Genomic DNA, 20,227 nt, shown 5'->3' on the forward strand with positions numbered 1-20,227 from the left:
CCGTCAAAAAACAGTGATATCTTTCTAATTATCAATAATTTCAAAGAACATTTTAAAATTTATAGTAGACACTAGTGATTTACCATAATAACCAACATGAAGTGGTTTCTGGCAGATACTAGGTGTCCTGTAAAACCGTGAGTTTAAGGGACTAATTGGGCAGTCGGGCTAAATTCCAAAAATGTGTTCTTATAATAGGACAGAAGACGGAGGACATAATTATTTATTTCAGAATTAAAATTATATTAATTTAATTGTTGTCTTTGTTTCTACACCATTATTGCTACGAACTTTTATAGACTTTTAATAAAGCCATCAAAGTCAAGGTCTTTATCAATGTTCAACTTTTGCTTTAGTCGGTATTTGGACGTATGAATGCTAGTGGGTAGCACATTTAATATGTTGGCGATTTCATTATTATTCAAGCCCATCTTGACATAAGAGGCTAAGCGCAGTTCCTTGTCCGTAACTTTATTGGATAAGGTTTTCAATTGCGTCTCAAAATCCTGATGAACCTCAGAGAAATAAGATTTAAAAACTTCCCAATCTTTGTCGGCCGTACTTTGTTTTTTAAGTAGCATGACAATACGCTTAAACTCAAGTTTAAATTTTTCAGGTGAGTTTTTCAAGCTCTCCAAATTTTCTTTGAGTTCGGCGAGAAATTGACTTTTTTGTACTAGGTGCAAGGTTTGGCTGGTCAATTCCTTTTGTTTATGTTCCAATTCCTTGGTGATTTTCTCTTTTTCGATTCGGTTCTTTTTAATGCGTTGTCGAAATCCAAAAACCAAAACTCCCGAAAGGGCAAGGGCAGACGCCATACCGCCTGCATAAATCCCTTTGGTTAATTTATCAACCTTAGCTTTTTCATTTAAGGTCTTTATTTCTTCTTGTTGTAGAGCGATTTCAGCTTCTTTTTGTTCGGTTTCGAAGATTGCCCGTAGTTCCTCTATTTTTTTGATTTTTTCTGAATCAATTAAAGAGTCATTAATCCTTTTGAATTGCTTGTGCTGAGAAAGGGCCAAAGTGGTTTTGCCAAGAGCTTCGTTGGACCTGCTGCTAAGTTCAAGTGTTTTTTTTAAAATGGATTGATTTTCAGTTTTTACTGCATAGGTCCTCACCCCGTCAAGGATTTTGCTGGATGCGGCTGGTTTATCCAGCAAGAGATAGGCCTCTGCAAGCTTGTTCTTTGCAATCGCGGCCTTTCTTAAACTATTGATGCTCTCTGCTTTTTCGATAGCTTCATTTAGGAACTGAACCGCCAACAAAGGTTTTTCTAGTTTAATATGCGTTGAGCCAATGTTTGTTAAGGCTGTGACCTCCAGTGCTTCTACTTTCGCCTCTTTTGACTTTTGGATACTCCTTTCAAAAAATCCCAACGCCGTATTTTGTTCACCAAGTAAATGGTGCATTAAGCCTATATCATTTAGGGCCTGCGCTTGGTAATAAAGGTCTTCGTAATCTTCATAAATTACTAAAGCTCTTTTGTTATATTCTAAAGCTTTATCAAAGTTTCTTAGGTTATATTCGAGTATAGCCAGATGATTAAAACAATCGGCTATGCGTATTGAATCTCCTATTTTTTCGAAAAGATCAAGACTCTTTAGGGCATATTTTAATCCAATTTCGTAGAAACCCTTGTTTTGATTTATATTTCCTTTGAAGCCATAAGACAATGCAATTCCAGTACTGTCCTTAAGTTTGATGACATGTTCAAGATCCATATTGTTGATGCTATCCGCGGTTTTCAAATTACCTTGAGTGAACTCCAAAATGCCCAAACCACGATATGCTTGAGATATGTATAGACCATTGTTTATCTCTTTTGCTAATTGAAGACTGGTTTTATAGTAGTGTCGAGCCGAATCAATGTTGTCAAGGTTGTAGTAGATTATTCCTAGATGGTAGTTTGCGAGGGAAATTCCTGAATCGTAGTCCAGCCTTTTTGAAAACTTCAACTCTTTAATTGCAAATTCTTTCGCCTGCTCCGGTTCTCGATACATATAATGATTGACGATGTTCTTGATTGTTTGGATTTTTAGGGTATCCAACGGTTGATTCTTGAATTGAAGTATTAGGCTATCAATATCCATTTTGTTTTGTGCCGTTAGGTTAAAACTGCACATTAAAACAAAAAGTGTTAGAGCATTTTTTACTGTTTTCATCATTTAGGTAATTGTTTTGGCAAGATACTCATTATGTGAAGCTATGAAACATGTTGTTTGTTGTTTCAAAAGATTCTGTCAATATAATGTCTAGATATAAAATACATCTAAGTGTTGATAAAATAATTGTAAAACATTGATTTTATTTGTTTTATAAATTTTCCATTTACTTGTGATATTATACCTGTCTAGGTCAAGATTAGCTTTAATATATGCTATACGTCTAGGATTTGTCTAGCTCTGTTTTTAGGTTAGACATCTACGCTCTTCTAGTTTTGAAGTGTTGAATCTAAAAACCAAGAAGTTATGAAAACAAAGCAGTCACTTTTAAAAGTCTTGACACCAGTACCCATAGTGCTCATTTTTCTTTTGCATGCCTGTAGTAAAGATGAATCGCCTACCGAGGACCCTACTAATCCGAATGTCCCGGGTGGTTCAGGTACAGAATTAACAATTACCGAGGTTTTGGCGCGGGGAGTTGTTGAAGATTATCCAGTGGAACGGGTTGCAGACACCCTTGAAGTTTCTGAACCCTATTATGAAGAGTACCTCGAAAGTACTGCCGATGGTGATGTGACCAATACCTATTTCTGTACCACTAAAAAAGTAAGTGTCTTGGATGGTAATGGTCAGTTCCCACTTTTTAACCCTAATGCCGAGATGATATGGCCTGGCAATCTTTTACAGGGTAAGACCCTTAGTGCCAATTCTCCCTCTAGTATTAATGTCGATAGAGCTGGTGGTACGGTATCCATCAATTTGCTTAATGGTAATAGTGCATCTGCCATAACTGTTGATAAAGTGACAAAGGGTAATATGCAAATTGCAATGAATGAGATTATTGCCAATGACCCCAACATTGTTCCGGCCAACTTTCAATTAGAGGTGGAAGAAGTCTATAGTCAAGAACAAATGGCATTGGAATTGGGCGTAAGTTATGAGTCATATAACATCAATGCATCCGCCAATCTTTCTTTTTCGAATGAGAAAGAATATAATAGGGTGCTTGTGAAATTGACACAACAGTACTATACGATGTCTATGGATCAAATCAATGGTCTGGATGATATTTTCGCACCTGAAGTAACAGGTGAGGACCTATCGCCTTTTGTTCAAGCAGACAACCCGGCAACATTTATATCCTCTGTAACTTACGGCCGTATTTTTTATATGTTAGTGGAGTCCACCAGTTCTGTTAATGAACTTCGGGCTAGAGTTGAGGGTACGTATCAGGGTTTACGGTCTAAGATTGAAGGCGAAATAGAGTATGACCAATACAATGCTTTAAAAGAGGTGAAAACCAAGATTATTGCTTATGGCGGCAGTGCCCAAAGTGCCTTCTCGCTTACCGGAGAGCTTGATATTAATACGATAGGTGAAAAACTAGCGGAAAGCACTAATATTACTGAAGCCCTGCCCTTATCTTATGTAGTTAAAAGTGTGCTTGAACCTAGTAAAACAGTGGGTACAAAATTGGCTACCGAATATGATGCCGTAATCTGTTCCTTAAGGGGAGCAAGACCTCCACAAGGTTATAGCAATTTGGTTGGATTGTTTGAAGATGGTGTCGGTGCAGCCACTGCTGTGGCTGGCTCAAACGCCATTTTATTTAATGGAGCTGGAACTGAGTATGTTTGGTTTAATGGAAATACAGGCAATATTTCACCTAAATATTCAATTAATGATGGTAGTGCTCCACTCGGCATAATCCCTTTTGACGCCTTAGATTCTGCAACACTCGCACGGCCTGGAAATATCTTTGTCTATGACAAAAATAGTAATGAAATCTTACAACTTGTTTTTGACCAAAACCCCTATTCAGGAAACAGTAGTACTATTCCAAATAGCAAAATAATTTCTGAAATTAAGGGACCTGTTCAAATAGAAGTATGGCATAATTCAAGTTTACTTGATGGCGAAACCTTTCCATTATCTGGTACTGGTTTTGATGCCGTAGTTTATTTAGGTCAAGAATATGAATTTTACACCTCCAATACACCTTTCACAATAACAGGACATAACGAATACACCTATGATCACGGCTATTTTCAAAAGGGCAATAATAATTCAAGTGCAACGGAGTCTTATATTCGAGATATTTACGAAACCAGAAACATTATTACCAATAATGTAACAGATTCTGGCATCAATACTTCTCGTAAATGGAGTGATAAAGAGGATGTTTCAAATGATGAAGATTTTCTATTTTCAGATATCGGAGCTGCTTGTAGTTTCACCCAGGGGAATACAGAATCCGGATTCAAGCTCCTATATTTTAGTTCAGATGGCAAGTCATTTTTTATTAGAAATGGGGTTAACGGAGATTCTGATGGCCCATATGTAATTGATTAATTTACATTCATGCAGTCGGCACCTTAAGTTGCGATTCAACAACTTGGTGTCGGCTGTTTCAAATGTTTTATTTTTAATGGTGAAACACTCATTTGATGATTGTACTGATTTAAGTTTATTAATAAGGCGAGTATTTGTTAGGAGAGGTAGATTCCCATAAATTGTTCGTGGCTGTTGCACAACTCTGATATTCATCGATTCTTGCTTTCATAAGCGTTGGGAAATAGGTAACTTATGGTATGCAAGGCAGAAAGAACTACACCGAAAAACTGTTCCTCAGTTTCAGGCTGTCGGACCGTGTTCCCAAGGACAACCTTTACAGAAGGCTCCGCGAAACGCTCGACCTGAGTTTTCTTTACCGCGACACAGAGGAACTTTATGGCTGTACGGGCAATCCATCAATCGACCCAGTGGTCTTCTTCAAACTGTTGATTACGGGATACCTAGAGAACATCACCTCAGACCGAAAACTGGTGGAACACTGTAGCATGCGGATGGACGTGCTCTACTTCCTGGGCTATGACCTTGACGAGGAACTGCCATGGCACTCGACGATCAGCAGGACAAGGCAGCTTTACCCGGAATCCCTTTTTGAGAAACTGTTCAACAAGGTATTTGCCCTTTGCGTAGACAGCGGGATGGTTTCCGGCCACACCCAAGCAGTGGACTCGGCCCCTATAAAGGCGAACGCGTCCATGGAAAGCGTGGTGCCGAAAATGCCTGCGGACTCCATAGGCAACCACTTGAAGAAAGTGTCTGAAGAAAACGGGGCAACCGGGCAAAGCCAATCAAAGACCGTTTCCCCTGCACATATCACCGCTCCCGAACACGAGCTGAAGCGAGTGGAAAAGCACCATCGAAATCTTCGGGAGGGTCCGGTACAACTGGTCGGCGGATCCCACAAAAAGGCACGCCTGCTGAGCAACAAGACACACTACAACCCCCATGACCCGGATGCCCGTATATCGGTAAAGCCGGGCAAGGCCAGAAAGCTCAACTACCGCTGCAGCATGGCGGTCGATACGGCGGAAGGGGTCATCTCGCATATCCAGGCGGACTTTGCCGACGGCAGGGACAGCCAATACCTGAAGGATATCGGCCTTCGGGTTCAGGACCGTTTAGGGCGGAACGAACTCGTAATGACGGACCTCTTGGCGGACACAGGGTACTCCAACGGCTCCAACTACGATTTTCTCGAGCAAAGGAAGGTCACCGGATGGATACCCGTCTTCGGGAAATACAAACCTGAGATAGAAGGTTTCCCATACAATAGGGAAAGGGACGAGTACCGTTGCCCGATGGACAGACCGCTGCCCTTCAAGGGGTTCAGTACCAACAAGTACGGCACCGTGCTGAAAAACTACTGGGCGGCACCGAGGGACTGCAAGGCCTGCCCCATGAAACCCCAATGTGCGCCAAAAAAGAAATGCAAAAGTATCACCAGAACGATATACGACGAACCGTACCTGAGGGCCTACGCCCGACAGCACAGCGAAAGGGGCGGACAAATGAAAAGACTTAGACAAAGTATGGTGGAACCCGTGTTCGGAAGCCTGACCCAGTTCTACGGCCTGAGAAAGATAGGCGTATTGGGCAAGGCCGGTGCCCACAAGGTCATGCTCATGGCTGCAATCGCCTTCAACTTGAAAAAGTATCTAAAGAAAGGGGGAGGGAAACCCTCAATAGGCATTTTAAGGGCCATTATGGACGTACTTCAAAGCTACCTGACCGCTTTTTACCGGCAAATCCAACCAAGACCGGTCCTCCCGAAGACTCTGTAAAAACTGCGTATTCGAATCAATATCCTGAACACAGATGACTTATGCAACAGCCACGTTCGTTTGTTGAGAATCAACCAAGACCTTCCAATATTTTACAGATAATGATATTGAAGATTTGAACTGCTTATCCATTTGAACTGCGTTTTTTGGAAAAGGTTGTTCCAAGAAACCAGGTGAGTAGATTGTTCTTTAAAAATTCTTTTCTGAAAATAATTTCCCGAGTTGCTTTAGTAAGACTTTTACTCTTTCCGCTCGTAAAACAATCCTGGGCCGTCGCATGGAGCAGAGCCTCCTATTAGAGCTGTCACCGAAGGCATGAAAAAGGTTTCAGTTTGGTTTTCATTCCCGCAGCTCTCTATCAAGTCTGTTCCAGTATCATAATTTAAAATAAGATACATCTCATTATTAATTTCACTGAAATCGAAAATACCTTTTCCTTCACTTTCTTCATTATCTAATAACCTCGTTTTAAAAAATCGAGAATCTTTTTCAAGAACTATGGTTTCAGTCCATGGTAAATCGTCGCCTTCTAAAAGACCTCCAGATAGACCTGTTGACATTCCGGTCAATTCCCAACGTTGTGGAAAAATATTGCTGTCAAAAATAAGGTCATCTCTGGCTGAATTTGAACAGGAGAAGAGAAAAAAAAACAAAATATAAACATTATGCCTTAGCATAAAAATTTTTTAATAAGATGGAAAGTAACTGGATTGGTTGCCTCCGTTATACTATTTTAACCTTGCTTTGTTCAAGCAATTTTATGATGGTATTCCAATCGTCTTCATCAATTTCTGTGAAATTACTTTTCTGGATATAATCAAATCTTTCTTCCCACTTTCGCCAAATAAGTACTTTCAATATTCTCAGGCTAAGGTTTTTGGCGCGTTCTTCTGATTGAGCGGAAAGTGTCAAGGCAGCTTTATAAAGTTGCTCATTGTTTAAATCACCATAATGTTTTATGCTCTTTTTTAATGCGAAAAGTGCAGAATCGATTTCTTTGGCTTTTATGAATTTCCCAAACTTGGCGTAATTCGATTGAGCCTCTTCAAAATTTGTTTTTGCCTCAAGCTTAGCCTCTTCCTCAAAAGGTGCCACATAAGTTATGCCGTGGTAATACGCATAGACCTCAACTGGTTCGAGAAGTCCCAGTTCAAACCGCCTTTGATTGACTTCTGATGGATTAGCTATCGGATAAGGTGCGTTCTGACCCATACTGGCCCCATAGGTTTGTTTCTGCCATGTTTCTCTTGCGATTCTATCGTTCAACTCTGCATAATGGTTGGGATCCATGTCTCCTTTTTCGACTGCTTCTTTTATCTTGGACAAACATTTTTGTTTAAAAAAAACGTTGGGATGATGCTGGGGTATTCCCCAACTTATTTTGGCACCATCTTCGCCCACCAATCGATTTCCAGGCCAGCCGTAAATTTGAATTATACTATCCAGTTTAATTTTATTGATATCCCATCTCTTCTCTATCGGCTCGAATAGTCGGTCATAGTCCTCATCGGTGACCGTACTGTCCAATAAGGCAATTTGTTCATTATATTGGGTAAGTACCCGCTGGTCTTCTGCCCACAGATTCTCAAGTAATTCCAATACTTCAGGGCTCTCAATTTTTCGTAAATATTCACCTCGTTTATTCTCTGTTTTTTCAATTACGGTCTTCCATCTCGGATTATCATACAGATTAGACAATTCCGGTATCGAATTGAGTAGTTGAGAATCCCTAAGACCTGATTCGATAGCTTTGTCCAAAGCATCAAATGCTTTGTCTGTTTCACCATTTGGAGCATAGATAGTGGCACAGACAAAATAATTCTCCCAGTTTTTATTGGGCATATTTTCTGTGGCTTCCAATAGTAAATCCGCAGAAGCGGTATTCCTATCCTCATCCAAAGCCCTATATGCATTTATGAGACCATTGGACCATACATGATTTTCCTTTTCAGACTTGGGGGCTGTTCGTTTTGCTTCGGAGCAACTGGAAAAGTGCAAAACAATGATGACTAGCGCCAAAATCACTTTGGAATGGTAAGCTGATTGATTTTTGATTGATGATTCCTTCATTTTTAAAGGGTTTAAATTATAATTTTTTGAATGTAATCGGTTGTTGTAATGATTCCTCTAAACGTATTTTAAGCGATAAGACTTGTTTTTTTCTTTCCGATTTGTGTTGAAAGTGGAACACGGGCAGACCTGAATCTTCCAGTTTTAACCCTGCTAGTTCAAAAGGGGTGAAAACCGCAGTGTCAGATTGTTTTAGATAATATTTCTTGAGTTTGAACTGTGCAAATAGCGAATCCTTTTCCTCAAAAATTTTGAACGTACCATATCCTTTATTTTGATAGCTTCCAGTATAAGAAATTGGCTTATTTGAGTGCTCGAAATTATCTTTTTTGTTTACTGTAGCTATTTCTTTGATCTTATTTCTTTCTTTTTCGTTCTTCTCTTTTTCTAACAAAAAATCTTGTACCCAATCCGTTGGTTCGATTTTTAACATTCGATCGGCTATGCTGTTCCTTACCATTGAAGTAACAGAAGAAGCCCCTTGGTTAGTCAACACCACGATGCCAAGGCTGTCACTGGGAAAAAAAGAAACATTTGCAGAAAACCCATCAATATTGCCTTCGTGCTGTACCCGATAATGCCCACGATACGACGAAATGAACCAACCGTACCCGTAATTGGATAAATGCATATCAGGCGATTCTTTCTCTGGCAAAGAAGCACTTGTCACGACCTGAGAACTCATAGCCTCTATCACATAAGATTCTGATAGGATTTGTTTGCCTTGATATACTCCCTTATTCAACCAAACTTTTAGCCAGTTGGCCATTTCTTTTGCTGAACTATTGATACTTCCTGCCGGTCCGATTCCAGCTAGGTCAAAATAGTCTACTTTCTGAATCAAGGTGTCATGCTGCAACTCATAACCGATCGCTCTGTTGGTGCTATTTTTCAGCTCTGAAATAGAAGTATTGGAACGTTTCATATCCAGTGGCTTCAAAAAATAGTTGTTGATATTCGCCTCCCAACTGCTGCCTGTTATACGTTCCGAAATAACGCCTTGAAGCATTAACATGAAATTATTGTAATGGAACTCTTGACGAAGTCCGGTATACGGTTCTTGATATTGTACTCTTTGTACCAAACTATCTTTGTCGTGACTGGGAAACAGATACCATGATTCGTCATGCCTTGGGATGCCTGTTTGGTGGGTCATCAAATCTTTGATAGTAATGTTTGTATTCAATTCATGCCTATAGAACCTCAATTGGGAAATATGTTTTATCGGGCTATCAGTAAATGCCAACTTTCCCTCATCTCTTAATCGTCCTAACAAAGCACAAGTAAATGCCTTGGTAGTTGAGCCTACGGGCATAACTGTATTGGCGTTCATGGGAAATTTGTTGTCATAATCGCGATAACCGAATCCTTTGGCATATATTATTTTATCCCCTTCCACGATTGCCACCGCTAAACCTGGGGCTTTTGAAATCGATAAAATCTTATTCAATTCAGCGTCTATTCCCTGGAGTCTCGGTTCAATTTGACCATAACCTAAGACAGCTTCAAAGAATACAATTAGAGAAGAAAGAATTGAGACAGACTTACTTATCATATGTTCCAGTGGATGCACTATTCAATCTTAACTCATATTCACCTAAGGTATCCCAAATGGCATAAAACTGCTCAGCACCTGTTGCATCTAAGTCCGTGTTGACAAAGAGGAGCTTCCCAATTTTTGTTTTGGGATTAAAGAACATAAAGGTCGAAACCCCTGGGTCTCCGCCCATATGTCCTAAATAGCCAATGGGGGTATGCCCAATAAACAGTCCAGAATTGTATTCATCATCAAAAGGGCGGTCGGTATCTTGTTCTTCTTCAAAATTCTCTTCGGAGAGAAACTCTGAAAAGAACTGCTCATAGCTTTCTTTTGAGAGCAGTTCACCCTTTCCATGATATCCTCGTATCAATTCGGATAGATACTTTGCCTTGTCATCAATAGAGGTAATCAATCCACCATCGGGATAGGTAATCAGTCTATAATCAGGAATTCTCTTCCGATCGATAGTAAATAAATGTGTGCGTTTTGATTGGTCTACATTCGAAGTTTTCCAACCTGATGAGGACATTCCCAAGGGTTTTAAAATATGTTGTGTTGTGAATTGCGCGTAGCTCTGGTTGGTGGAACGTTCAATAATATATGCGGCAAGCGTCGCGCCGACATTGGTATACTCGTAAAGTTCGCTAGGTCTGCTTTCCAAATAGTTGGCCTTATCGAACCAAGCCCCTTCTTCGGCAAGAAAATTTTTGAGGAATACGCCCATTTCGATTTCGTCCTCAGGTAAGTTGAATTCCTCGGAACTGGGCAACGATTTGGCCAATGTTGCGTCATTGGCATTTTCCATGATATACGACTTCGCCCCATATAAATCACCATCCTGTATGCTCGAGGTATGTGTTGCTAAATGTCTTATGGTAATGGTTGCCTCAGGATGGTATGGATTGAAAACCTTAAAGGGCAAGTAGTCATTAATAGGATCGTCTAAATTTAATTCGCCCATTTCCTGGGTTTTGAGCAAGGCTAATCCAATCATCGTTTTTGAAACCGAAGCAATGTTTTGTAATGTGTTTTTGGTGTAAGGGACTTTTCCTTTTATTCAGGAAAGCCCAAAACCTTGGGCATATAAAGTGGTATCGTCATTTACGATTGCCACCCCAAATCCATTAATATATCCTTGCTTTAGAAGATTGTTGACTTCCATTGTCAGGGAATCCCGCAATACCATGATGTTCGAATCTTTTGAACTGCTTGCTTTTTGATTGCAGGAGACAAGGATAAGACCAATGAACCATACTATTACGATTCTTTTAAAATAATTTTGAATTTTCATATTTATTGACCCTTTATATTGTGCAAGCAAAGAAAGACCGTGACCTTTCTTTAAAATAGAATGAAATTGGCCTTTTGCTTAAAGTTTAATGTAATCCTTGGGTAGATAACCGGTCATAGACTTAAAAGTTCTTGTAAAATGGCTTTGATCTGAAAACCCACATATATAGGATATTTCGGTAAGTGAGCAGTTGGAAGAATGTAGAATGTCAATTGAGCGAGTAACCTTTAGTTTTCTAGTATATTCTCCCAGGGTAGATTGAAAATATCTTTTAAAATGTTTTGAAATTGTTGTAGGGTGAATATTTACATTCTCCGCTAGTTCTTTAAGAGAGAGATTCTCATTCCATCGGTCATTTAAAATATCCCTAACTGATTTCATCCAGGAGGGAATTTGTGTGTCATTATTTGAACTAAGGCTATTTCCCATGAACGAAAGGAATAGCATTTCCGCAGTACTTTTGGATTGAGCATCGTTTACATGTGCTTCCTTCATTAGTTTAATGAATGTAAAAATAGCATCATAACTCTTTTTAACAGCTAACTCGACTTGTTCTTCGGTATATTCATATTTCTTCAAAAAATCGTATTCGAATTCTATGCTCACATGCCTTGCAGGAAACCGGTTGTAAATATTTCTATGCTGTTCATGAGCGCTATAGTAGTTTGTGCAGCCGGTTGTTCTTTCAATCATTTTTCCTCTGCGAACCTCAGTATTGTTACCGTGAAGTACAAAGCTTATCATGGGTTTTTCATGCGAATGCAAATTCCCGGTTTCTACAGGAGTTTCATATTTAGTGATACCAATCAAAAAATCACCAAAATTTGATGTAGAAAAGCATGGTGCCAGATAATGGCCTTTTTTTAAAAAAATAGTATCGGTATTTGTCTGATCCAAAATTTTTGAACTATTAATACTCGTTTGTACAAGATTAAGTTGTTTAAATACACAATATAGAAAAGATAAAACAAAAGAAAAATCGCTTATTGATTCCCAGTATTGGTGGAAGTATTATGATATTCAAAAAGAACTAAAGACCAATAGAATCCAGTAAAATATTGAAAGTCTATTTTATGAATGTAGAAAAGAATTAATGTGAACATTGATACTGATAAACTAGACCTATTCCATCATAGATTTGCGGATTGCATATTAAGTTTGTTTTAGTTTTTCCATAGAATTGTCAGTTGTTTAAACCTTACACAGAAAACATCGGAGTTCTTTAAACTGGTCTTTTCATGAGACAAATTCGCCTGACTTTTACTTTTTAAACTATCAAGTTCAATTCTTGGTCTTTTTATGTTGTATCACAAATTGACCTTTTATGGAACACATCAAAAGCTGTGGATGAATATATAATTCGGGTTCTTGGCAGTATACTATCAATACTTATTGCGGGTAAATTATACCCATGGAAACCATCACTTTTATCCAATGTGTTTTTTGCTGTTCCCTTTCTGACATAGGTTTGGGTTGTGGTACACCACCCATTCCGTCCCTTTCCCTTTTCTTTCGGACAAGGATGGCTTCCAACTCCTCTATAGAGAGGGTTTCTACCACGGCATCGAGTATTTTGTTGTTCGCCAAATCCACACCTACAGATTCTTAAATCCTTCTCCTCCTTCGTTTTCTTTTTCGCTTGTACCTATCCTGTTCTTGAAGTTCCAGCCTGAAAGCATTCCAAGGATTGTCATCGACCAATGGCTTTACCCATCCCATTGTTTTATTCTTTCCCACATGGTACTCTGATTTCTCATGAGCATTTTCAGGCCGCTGAGCATTTCCCTTTGGAGTTCCAACAGTTCTTTTCGGTCCAGGTCCGATTTCTCCAAAAGTTCCCGCATTTCGTTGACTTGGTCGGCTATTTTCGAGAATAATTGAACGGTCTCTATCTTGTTCATAATCCAGATGTTTGATGATATTGTTCCATGAATACTGTCTGCCCAGGGTGCTACCTTTATAAACCACTCCTTCGTGGTCAAAAGATATCCCTGTGACCTTTCCTGTGGTCAAGCTCGCATTGAACATGGGATACACTTTCTTTTTCTTGAGCTCCTCTATAAACCCAACAACGTTGTTCGATCGGAGCAGTGCGCCGTCTATCCGTTGTTGCAGTACCAGTTTTATGGGTGCTTGTCCCGTGCGAATCGCCTTTTCGATTTCGTTTTGGGTGATGCCCGCTTTCTTTTTCAGTTCGGACCTTTCCAACGTGGAAAGTCCATATTTGGTCTCCAGCTTTCGCACCAGTTTTTCGCTTCGCTGATAGTCTCTGCTGTCGGAGACCACCTTGCCCGAATACTTTACCCTATTGGCAATGATGTGGATATGCTCATGCTGGGTGTCCGTATGGCGGTACACGATGTACTGATTGTTGTCAAAGCCCATTCCTTTGAGGTAATCAAAGGCCAGTGCCGTGAATTCCCTATCGCCCAGATTATCCCCTATCGGAAGGCTGAGCGATACGTGATAGACCGCTTTTCCAAGGCGAGGGCGTAGCTGTCGCACTATATTGAACTCCCTGGTCATATTGACCACGGTATCATGGGTAATATTGGTGTCCAGCATGCATCCTTGGTCATTTTCCACCTTCTTTTCGTTGTAGGCCAAAAGCCCATAGAAATCCTTTCCCTTAATCTGCTTTGCTATCATCGTTCAGGATTTTTGATTTTAGATCCTCCAATAGGCGTTTGAGTTCCTCCAATTGCCTGTCCAGGTGTACCAGATTCCGCATGCCTAGATGGGCCTGTTTGGTAAGTTGGTTGATGTTGTTCCCGATACGGGAGAGCTCCACGAAAACCTTTCGGTCGATGGGCGAATACCGCATCCTTGTGAGCACTGAACCGGATATCTTTTTTCGGATAAATTGGGGAATGGTGATGCCCAATGCCTCGGCATTGCTGGCCAGTTCAAGGTAACCGTCCACATTGAGCCTAAAACTTACGATTATAGCCTTTAACGATTTTACATCCTTTTTGGGTCGTGCCATTTTTAGGGGTTTGGGGAGGATCCCCGACAAGCCTTGCGAACAGGGTGAGCAGTTTTTGTTTACAAAAACATGGCTTGCTTCGTGACCTCCGATTTCTTATGGCAAACCTAGGGCAGTGTCGGATTTATTATGGGCAGTAGCGTACACGGGTTGCTGTACGCTACCCAGGGATCAGCATTGCAGAACATCCCTGTAGGTTACTTCCAACGATAGTGCCGCTTCTTTAATTTCAAAATACAATTGGGAATAGGTGACCAGGTGGGCGAGCGTTTGCCTGTATTTTGCCTTTCTGAGACCATCGTTCTCATAATGGCGGCAAGGGTCTTTTGGATGGACCTCGTTTGGCGTGGTAAAGGAATTCATGGCACGATGGGAAAACTCAAATCGTTGGGAAGCTTTTCTATGGATGCTCTCAAGGGTAAGACTTTTTGGATATTCCTTGACATCATAATAGCCTTCTTCAAGAATTACGATAAAGGCCCGTCTTCTGGATAATTTCGGTTTTTTTCGGGAGTGGTCCAATTCCTTTTGGGCATCCACCAAGAGTTGCTGCGCCAATTTTATCTGCTCGGAGGTATAGGTATTTCCTTGTATGAGGGTCTCCCCTCCCATATCCCTTTTTTTAAGGTAGCGCAACAAGGCCCCGACCTCGCTCATGGTTTTGGCCCTTTCTTATCCCTTCCCTTTGAAAGACCATTTTCGATGGTTTTCTTTAAAACCGTCGCCAATTGCTCCTTCCGAAGATGAAGCCCGACCAAATTGGATTGCACGATATCCCCGGCAAGCATGTAATCCATTAAGGTGGAATCCTGTTCCAATACGTTGGTCTTGCAAAGCAATATTAGAAAGCCTTTTTCATGGTTGTCCAATCCCGCGCCAAAGGTCGTTAGCCCTTTTTCTACATTAACCAAATAATCATCCATTGGGATATTGTACCAAGCTATTCGGCTCCGCTCAGCCTCCCAATCCAAGTCAATTAACAACTCCTTAGCCATATGGTCCAGCGCATAGCGGCCATATTCCCATTTTCGGTAAGAGACCGAGGGGTCGATAAGTTGCATTTCCACAAAGTCCATGAGCTGTTCATTGGACAGAAGGTCCCGGAGATCATGTTCCATCTCAAGAAATTTCTGAAATTGTGATTTTGCCCCCTTGTGCAGATTGTTCAATAAATGTCCACAGAAAGATTGGGGAATATCGAACATACCATTGGTGTTGTACTTTATGGATTCCATAAAAGTTGGCCTTTTTTCCCCACGTACCTCATCATAATGGAGGCCATAGGTAAACAACACTTTTATAAGTGCAATGAGCTGCGCTTCCGACAGTCTTACTGGGACGTTGTCAGGGGAAGAACCGCCCTTTTCCCAAAATACCTCCCTAAAGGACAGTTTATCCACAGGTTCCGATAAATCCAAAACGGTATGGATGGTTTGTGACATAGCGTAAATTTAGGCAAAAGAAGGGTTTCTTACCGATTTTCGGGATTTACTTGGTCCATTCGGCGGCATAGTTTTCGGGTATCCCACTATCCTAAATAAAGGCATACGCCTTCAGTCATTAGAAGTTTTTGGAGCGGATTTCCTCGAAAAGTTCCTTTTGACCTTTTGGCACAAGTTCAGGTGCAGCAAAAGATGCGTATTCTCATCGATACGTATAGGCCCTATCCAATCTTCCAAATGTTCCTTTTCCAATTTTTCGACATTGGTTCCATCCAAAACCCGATATACCATGAAGTCATCACAGTCGGCCTCCATAAGTCGTTCCCGGGACATTTTGAGTAGTGCAGTAGCCTCCTCACCCCCATAAAACAGATGGGTATGTTTTTTCTTGTTCATATTTTAGGTCAGCACACGATGGTAGGAAAATTCGTAACAATTCAATGAATTAAAGGTAGTCAATAGTTTGGAATTCACGCCCTGTAGAGCGTTATTTTTTAAAGGTGATTTTTTGATATTGGCCCTATGGGGAAACAGGACGACCAAGACAGATATAAGGCCATCGGAAAAAGAATCAAGGAATTACGGCTGAAAGCGGGTTATTCCAGTTTGGAAACCTTTGCCAATGAGCATGACCTGAGCAGGCGAAATTACTGGCGTCTTGAGAGTGGGGGCAATTTCAAGATGTCAACTCTCTTTCGTATTCTGGAAATCCACAAAATCCCACTAGAAGCCTTCTTCAAGGGCCTCATGTAATTCTGCCTAGTGTCCGATACCCATCAGTTCACATGGTATGGACCACCTCCCCGGTGAAATTTTCAAACCCCCAGAAATTGGCCATTGCTATTTAATACTGTCCAGCAGCCTATTTGGCGACAGAAGAGGGAGCAATGAGCAAAAGGTCTGTGGTATAATTTGGTATCATGAATCCGGGTACAGGGAATTTACATAACGGTTCTTTTTTGATTTTGCCGCTCATTTGGTTTCTCGCCCTGTGCGCCCCCTATTTAAGAATACATTGACTGGACCAATGGGGTAGCATTAAATCACTCCATCATCTGCAAAGCTATAGTAGGAACCATCAGGGCCCAGTATGATATGATCCAGCACCTGAATATCAAAAAGTTTGGAGGCGTTCTGTATCTTTTTGGTGATGCTCTTGTCGTTGGCACTTGGCTTTAGGGTGCCACTGGGATGATTATGGCAAAGTAGGATTCCCACGGTAAGGCTCTTGAGGATAACCGCAAAAAGGATGCGCAAATCGACCATAGTTCCCGTTATCCCCCCTTTGGAAATCTCATACATGCCCTTGACCCTGTTGCCATTGTTGAGCAGTACCACCTTAAAGGATTCCTGCAGTCCTATCGTGCCCTTGTCCCAATGCTCGTACAGGACCTCAGCCGCATCGGCTGATGAGCCTATTTTTTTCCAGAGGGACGCTGGAATCTCGTGCCGATAACTCACCTCTATTTCATTGATGGTCCCCATAGTGCAAAATACAATTTATTTGTCTGTTTTTCAATTACTTAACTTACCTCAAGATACGATCACACCTCTTTAAAAACCAGTAAAATCCCCGCTATTCCCACCTTCCACTTCTTTCTCCCCCATCCACAAAAAGGCACCCTTCAGGGTGCAACTCAAGGCATGGGTAAAACCAATGTGATAGGGCGGTTTCACGCCCTATCGCATTACCAAGGAACACGGACAGGGATTTCCGCACCTCCAAAGGTCTCAGGCAATCGGCCATGGCCATTTGCTCGCCAGATAATAGCCCCAAATGGACAGTTCCATGGCAGCGAACAGCCATAGCAGATCCTTGATAAAGGGAACGGCCAATAGCAGGAACAGGATGAGCAATAGGGGAAGCCGTAAAAAGCGTTTCAGTCGGAATACGCCTTTTACGGTCAACAAGACAAAGAAAGCAAAGGCCAAAAAGGGCAATTTTTCATAAAGGGTCTCTAGAGGTAACATCGATTTTTGTTTTAGGGTTTGTCCTTTTAATTGTTTTGTTGATCAGTTGGGCACAGCACGGGAAAATGGTGAACTTTTGGACGCCCTTCACACGCGGGCACTTAATACAAGTTTTTATGGATTTTCTGTTTTCGGTTATACCTTCAATTTACCCTAAAGCATAGATAAAACACAGTTTTTCAATAGTTTACATCACCTCTTGCTTCATTTACCCCTATCCAAAAATATGCGCCCCTATGGGGCGCTGCGTTACCGATTGCAGCGATAGCTCTTCACGGTGCCCTCCTGGGGGTCACCGTGGGGACTTTAAGCGGAAAGCGGGCCCGAACGCCCAAAATATACAATGAAAGTACTTTTGATATTGAATGGAACTGTCAGATAAGGATAGTATGACGACCCCTTCAGTTCGATTGGCTCAAACGCCTGTAGACATCATATTTGATGTTAAAGGAAGGTGCTGGATCCAATCGATTACCGTCCTTGATGGTCTCATAGTGCAGGTGTGGTCCGGTCGAAAGGCCGGAGTTTCCGACCGTTCCGATATATTCATGAGGGGGAACTTTTTCCCCTATGGTGACGGCCACTTGGTCCATATGGCCGTATAGTGTCACAAACCCATGGCCATGTGTAACCATAACATGAAGCCCATGCCCATTTGGGTCGTTTCCGATATGGGTGACGGTCCCTGCCGCTGTACAATAAATTGGGGTTCCCTTGGTTGCGGCGAAATCCACTCCAAAATGGTGTTTCGTAATTTGATGAATGGGGTGGAACCGTTGCCCGTAAGGACTTGATACTACAAAGCTTTCCTTGTACAGGGGAACACAGGAAGGCACACTGTCCAAAATGAACGGTCGCATGGCAAAAAAACGCAGTAACTTCTCCATTTGGCCGAAGTCCGTAATCTCCGATAGCTTTAGGGCCATTCCCTTAAAGAGCACATCACCGGTGAGCGTTTGCCTATTTTCCATGGAAAGGGTCGATGGCCTTTCCATGGTTCCTTGCGGGGGAAAGGAATCGTCCGTCCAAAAGAAACGCAGCCCCCAGCACAGGAAAAAAAGTGCAATAAAGGCCCAATAGTATCCATTATTTGGGGTAAAGTGGGATGTATCCTTGGAGTCTATCTGTTGCTGCACTCTGTCAAATCCATAGTTGACCCTCCAATTTTTGGAGAGGAATCTAAACTTCGATTTGAGGTTTCGGCGCCACATGGTCAGAAGAATTCTTGCTTTGGGTTTGTCATTTCCAAAATTTAATTATATTTGTAGTGTTATTTGCAAATATAATCAATTTTTACACATATAAAAATATATTCATGAACAACAAATGGCGAAAATGGGACGACCTTCTGGACCTGAACGCCCTTTTTAAGTATTCCGGTTTTGAGCCATCTCGCAAGGAAAGCGAGTTCCATAGCTACAAGATGGGAAAGGACCATGCCATGGTCATCCAAACTGAGGAGGGGCAACGCTATTATAAGGCCAGCAGACCTGAGCACAAACTGGCAGCGTTTGACCTTGTGCTGGAACAGCTCTCCAAAACGGAGGGCTCCACAAAACTGGGGCTCTGGTCAAAAATCGATGCTTTTTATACAAAGCTGGAGGAAAAGGGCCTATTTCTTTTGGAACAGGAAAAAAGCGACGTCCTAGAAACTAAGAAGAAAACGTATAACCATTTTGAGGGGATGACAGCGACCCATTCCCTACTCCCCTATGAAGTAGTCAATGATGACGAAGGCCAGTTCGCGGGAAAAGTGTTCGCCGATACCAAGGGGAGGCTGGTTTTTCCGTTCTACAATCTTGCCAATACCCTGACCGGTTATGTCGTCGCGGATGGAAATGGACATTCCCTATTGGGGGAAAGTGATATATCGGCCTCGGTCTGGTTCAGTAACGTCCCGAAGTCGATAGAACATTTGGTGGTGCTTAGAAGTCCCATGGAAGCCCTGGCCTTCCATGGCCGTTTCCAGTTGCGCAATGCGGTCTACCTTGCTTTTTTGGACATCAACTACGATACCGCAAAGATTTTGGTACGCATCCACAAGACCACCAAATTGAGCAAGATGGCCCTCAGTCTTACGGGAAGGTCCAAAATTGAGGGCTATATCCATGATCTTATGCTGATGTCCTTTCTGAACGATTCCAAATTTTTGGTGCGGGTGGGCAAGGATCATTTGGGCATCCGTTTCGCCCCGGAAACCGATAAGGCCCTCACCAATCTGTTCAAAGAGATAAAGAAATTCAACAATTCACTGGCCCAAGAATATCTGGGCTTCAATAAGATGCCGGACCAATCCCTATTGAACCAGCACAGCATCGTACTCACACGGGAAAAGGACATGATTTTATGCCGTCTGCCCTTTGATGTAAACGCGCTCCGCTATTTTTTGTGGAGCTATTACAGAAACTATATGGGCAAAACCATAGAAATCATTAAACCCGTGGATGTAAACTGGGCCAAGGAGTTGGAACGGAGCGGTATATACAGTGGAGAAAGGGCAATGGAGGCCTTTCGTATGGCCGTATAAAAAAAGGGGCGCTCCCGCCCCTTTTATCCTTAATTCCGGATATGAAAATGGAAAGACATATCCAGATGGTAAAGTTAAACAAATTCGTATTAATCCTTAATTCAA

General features: G+C 41.5%; 20 protein-coding genes. 4 read left to right on the plus strand and 16 right to left on the minus strand.

Annotation, left to right across the window (positions count from 1 at the left end):
• Nucleotides 1–293 precede the first annotated feature (293 nt).
• Nucleotides 294–2,162: a tetratricopeptide repeat protein gene (locus tag ACRHOZ_RS20120; protein WP_431129808.1), complete on the minus strand. Its 1,869-nt coding sequence runs from the start codon at nucleotides 2,160–2,162 to the stop codon at nucleotides 294–296.
• Between the two features lie 306 nt (nucleotides 2,163–2,468).
• On the opposite strand from ACRHOZ_RS20120, the gene ACRHOZ_RS20125 reads away from it, so the two are divergent.
• Together ACRHOZ_RS20125 and ACRHOZ_RS20130 are read left to right on the plus strand one after the other, a co-directional pair.
• Nucleotides 2,469–4,514 (plus strand): thiol-activated cytolysin family protein, encoded by a 2,046-nt coding sequence (locus ACRHOZ_RS20125; protein WP_431129811.1) that lies wholly within the window; start codon nucleotides 2,469–2,471, stop codon nucleotides 4,512–4,514.
• A 239-nt stretch (nucleotides 4,515–4,753) separates the two neighbouring features.
• The gene (locus ACRHOZ_RS20130; RefSeq protein ID WP_431129814.1) at nucleotides 4,754–6,295 is read left to right on the plus strand and encodes an IS1182 family transposase; all 1,542 of its coding nucleotides are present in this window, start codon (nucleotides 4,754–4,756) and stop codon (nucleotides 6,293–6,295) included.
• 239 nt (nucleotides 6,296–6,534) lie between these two features.
• Here ACRHOZ_RS20130 and ACRHOZ_RS20135 read toward each other — a convergent pair whose 3' ends face one another.
• The 12 genes from ACRHOZ_RS20135 to ACRHOZ_RS20190 all read right to left on the minus strand — a co-directional run bounded on the left by ACRHOZ_RS20135 (nucleotide 6,535) and on the right by ACRHOZ_RS20190 (nucleotide 16,020).
• Nucleotides 6,535–6,972 (minus strand): hypothetical protein, encoded by a 438-nt coding sequence (locus ACRHOZ_RS20135; protein ID WP_431129817.1) that lies wholly within the window; start codon nucleotides 6,970–6,972, stop codon nucleotides 6,535–6,537.
• A gap of 46 nt (nucleotides 6,973–7,018) precedes the next feature.
• A complete protein-coding gene (locus tag ACRHOZ_RS20140; RefSeq protein WP_431129820.1) occupies nucleotides 7,019–8,365 on the minus strand; it encodes a DUF6624 domain-containing protein in 1,347 nt (448 codons plus the stop codon).
• Nucleotides 8,366–8,381: 16 nt separating this feature from the next.
• Nucleotides 8,382–9,938: a serine hydrolase gene (locus ACRHOZ_RS20145; RefSeq protein ID WP_431129823.1), complete on the minus strand. Its 1,557-nt coding sequence runs from the start codon at nucleotides 9,936–9,938 to the stop codon at nucleotides 8,382–8,384.
• A complete protein-coding gene (locus ACRHOZ_RS20150) occupies nucleotides 9,910–10,962 on the minus strand; it encodes a serine hydrolase domain-containing protein (protein ID WP_431129901.1) in 1,053 nt (350 codons plus the stop codon). Before ACRHOZ_RS20150 ends, ACRHOZ_RS20145 begins: the two co-directional genes overlap by 29 nt.
• Entirely contained in the window at nucleotides 10,963–11,196 is a 234-nt protein-coding gene (locus tag ACRHOZ_RS20155; protein WP_431129826.1) for a hypothetical protein, read from the minus strand.
• Nucleotides 11,197–11,274: 78 nt separating this feature from the next.
• A complete protein-coding gene (locus tag ACRHOZ_RS20160; protein ID WP_431129829.1) occupies nucleotides 11,275–12,093 on the minus strand; it encodes a helix-turn-helix domain-containing protein in 819 nt (272 codons plus the stop codon).
• Nucleotides 12,094–12,585: 492 nt separating this feature from the next.
• Complete coding sequence (locus ACRHOZ_RS20165; RefSeq protein ID WP_431129832.1) at nucleotides 12,586–12,789, minus strand: hypothetical protein; 204 nt, start codon at nucleotides 12,787–12,789, stop codon at nucleotides 12,586–12,588.
• 12 nt (nucleotides 12,790–12,801) lie between these two features.
• Nucleotides 12,802–13,845, minus strand: coding sequence for a relaxase/mobilization nuclease domain-containing protein (locus ACRHOZ_RS20170; protein ID WP_431129835.1), 1,044 nt, complete (start codon nucleotides 13,843–13,845; stop codon nucleotides 12,802–12,804).
• Nucleotides 13,826–14,182, minus strand: a complete 357-nt coding sequence (mobC, locus tag ACRHOZ_RS20175; protein ID WP_431129838.1) for a plasmid mobilization relaxosome protein MobC — start codon at nucleotides 14,180–14,182, stop codon at nucleotides 13,826–13,828. The genes ACRHOZ_RS20170 and mobC overlap by 20 nt, the downstream gene beginning before the upstream one ends.
• Before the next feature lie 171 nt (nucleotides 14,183–14,353).
• Nucleotides 14,354–14,839, minus strand: coding sequence for a hypothetical protein (locus ACRHOZ_RS20180; protein WP_431129841.1), 486 nt, complete (start codon nucleotides 14,837–14,839; stop codon nucleotides 14,354–14,356).
• On the minus strand, nucleotides 14,836–15,624 hold the full coding sequence (locus ACRHOZ_RS20185; RefSeq protein ID WP_431129844.1) for a hypothetical protein: 789 nt from the start codon (nucleotides 15,622–15,624) through the stop codon (nucleotides 14,836–14,838). Before ACRHOZ_RS20185 ends, ACRHOZ_RS20180 begins: the two co-directional genes overlap by 4 nt.
• A 111-nt stretch (nucleotides 15,625–15,735) precedes the next feature.
• Nucleotides 15,736–16,020, minus strand: a complete 285-nt coding sequence (locus tag ACRHOZ_RS20190) for a hypothetical protein (protein WP_431129846.1) — start codon at nucleotides 16,018–16,020, stop codon at nucleotides 15,736–15,738.
• 126 nt (nucleotides 16,021–16,146) lie between these two features.
• On the opposite strand from ACRHOZ_RS20190, the gene ACRHOZ_RS20195 reads away from it, so the two are divergent.
• Nucleotides 16,147–16,377 (plus strand): helix-turn-helix domain-containing protein, encoded by a 231-nt coding sequence (locus ACRHOZ_RS20195; protein WP_431129849.1) that lies wholly within the window; start codon nucleotides 16,147–16,149, stop codon nucleotides 16,375–16,377.
• A 285-nt stretch (nucleotides 16,378–16,662) separates the two neighbouring features.
• Here ACRHOZ_RS20195 and ACRHOZ_RS20200 read toward each other — a convergent pair whose 3' ends face one another.
• From ACRHOZ_RS20200 to ACRHOZ_RS20210, 3 genes are all read right to left on the minus strand, one after another.
• Nucleotides 16,663–17,109: a JAB domain-containing protein gene (locus ACRHOZ_RS20200; RefSeq protein WP_431129852.1), complete on the minus strand. Its 447-nt coding sequence runs from the start codon at nucleotides 17,107–17,109 to the stop codon at nucleotides 16,663–16,665.
• Nucleotides 17,110–17,355: 246 nt separating this feature from the next.
• Nucleotides 17,356–17,595, minus strand: coding sequence for a hypothetical protein (locus tag ACRHOZ_RS20205; protein ID WP_431129855.1), 240 nt, complete (start codon nucleotides 17,593–17,595; stop codon nucleotides 17,356–17,358).
• Nucleotides 17,596–17,996: 401 nt separating this feature from the next.
• The gene (locus ACRHOZ_RS20210) at nucleotides 17,997–18,806 is read right to left on the minus strand and encodes a M23 family metallopeptidase (protein ID WP_431129858.1); all 810 of its coding nucleotides are present in this window, start codon (nucleotides 18,804–18,806) and stop codon (nucleotides 17,997–17,999) included.
• Between the two features lie 104 nt (nucleotides 18,807–18,910).
• Between ACRHOZ_RS20210 and ACRHOZ_RS20215 the strand changes: the two genes are divergently transcribed.
• Nucleotides 18,911–20,122 carry a hypothetical protein gene (locus tag ACRHOZ_RS20215; RefSeq protein WP_431129861.1) on the plus strand — a complete coding sequence of 404 codons (1,212 nt, stop codon included), beginning with the start codon at nucleotides 18,911–18,913 and terminating at the stop codon, nucleotides 20,120–20,122.
• Nucleotides 20,123–20,227 lie beyond the last annotated feature (105 nt).

Origin of the sequence: Flagellimonas flava, assembly GCF_050617915.1 — a bacterium.
Classification (GTDB): domain Bacteria; phylum Bacteroidota; class Bacteroidia; order Flavobacteriales; family Flavobacteriaceae; genus Flagellimonas; species Flagellimonas flava_A.

Coding starts and splice junctions, on each gene's coding strand:
- ACRHOZ_RS20120 (WP_431129808.1), bottom strand. CDS start 2,162: ATGAAAACAGTAAAAAATGCTCTAACACTTTTTGTTTTAATGTGCAGT.
- ACRHOZ_RS20125 (WP_431129811.1), top strand. CDS start 2,469: ATGAAAACAAAGCAGTCACTTTTAAAAGTCTTGACACCAGTACCCATA.
- ACRHOZ_RS20130 (WP_431129814.1), top strand. CDS start 4,754: ATGCAAGGCAGAAAGAACTACACCGAAAAACTGTTCCTCAGTTTCAGG.
- ACRHOZ_RS20135 (WP_431129817.1), bottom strand. CDS start 6,972: ATGCTAAGGCATAATGTTTATATTTTGTTTTTTTTTCTCTTCTCCTGT.
- ACRHOZ_RS20140 (WP_431129820.1), bottom strand. CDS start 8,365: ATGAAGGAATCATCAATCAAAAATCAATCAGCTTACCATTCCAAAGTG.
- ACRHOZ_RS20155 (WP_431129826.1), bottom strand. CDS start 11,196: ATGAAAATTCAAAATTATTTTAAAAGAATCGTAATAGTATGGTTCATT.
- ACRHOZ_RS20170 (WP_431129835.1), bottom strand. CDS start 13,845: ATGATAGCAAAGCAGATTAAGGGAAAGGATTTCTATGGGCTTTTGGCC.
- mobC (WP_431129838.1), bottom strand. CDS start 14,182: ATGGCACGACCCAAAAAGGATGTAAAATCGTTAAAGGCTATAATCGTA.
- ACRHOZ_RS20180 (WP_431129841.1), bottom strand. CDS start 14,839: ATGAGCGAGGTCGGGGCCTTGTTGCGCTACCTTAAAAAAAGGGATATG.
- ACRHOZ_RS20185 (WP_431129844.1), bottom strand. CDS start 15,624: ATGTCACAAACCATCCATACCGTTTTGGATTTATCGGAACCTGTGGAT.
- ACRHOZ_RS20190 (WP_431129846.1), bottom strand. CDS start 16,020: ATGAACAAGAAAAAACATACCCATCTGTTTTATGGGGGTGAGGAGGCT.
- ACRHOZ_RS20195 (WP_431129849.1), top strand. CDS start 16,147: ATGGGGAAACAGGACGACCAAGACAGATATAAGGCCATCGGAAAAAGA.
- ACRHOZ_RS20200 (WP_431129852.1), bottom strand. CDS start 17,109: ATGGGGACCATCAATGAAATAGAGGTGAGTTATCGGCACGAGATTCCA.
- ACRHOZ_RS20205 (WP_431129855.1), bottom strand. CDS start 17,595: ATGTTACCTCTAGAGACCCTTTATGAAAAATTGCCCTTTTTGGCCTTT.
- ACRHOZ_RS20210 (WP_431129858.1), bottom strand. CDS start 18,806: ATGTGGCGCCGAAACCTCAAATCGAAGTTTAGATTCCTCTCCAAAAAT.
- ACRHOZ_RS20215 (WP_431129861.1), top strand. CDS start 18,911: ATGAACAACAAATGGCGAAAATGGGACGACCTTCTGGACCTGAACGCC.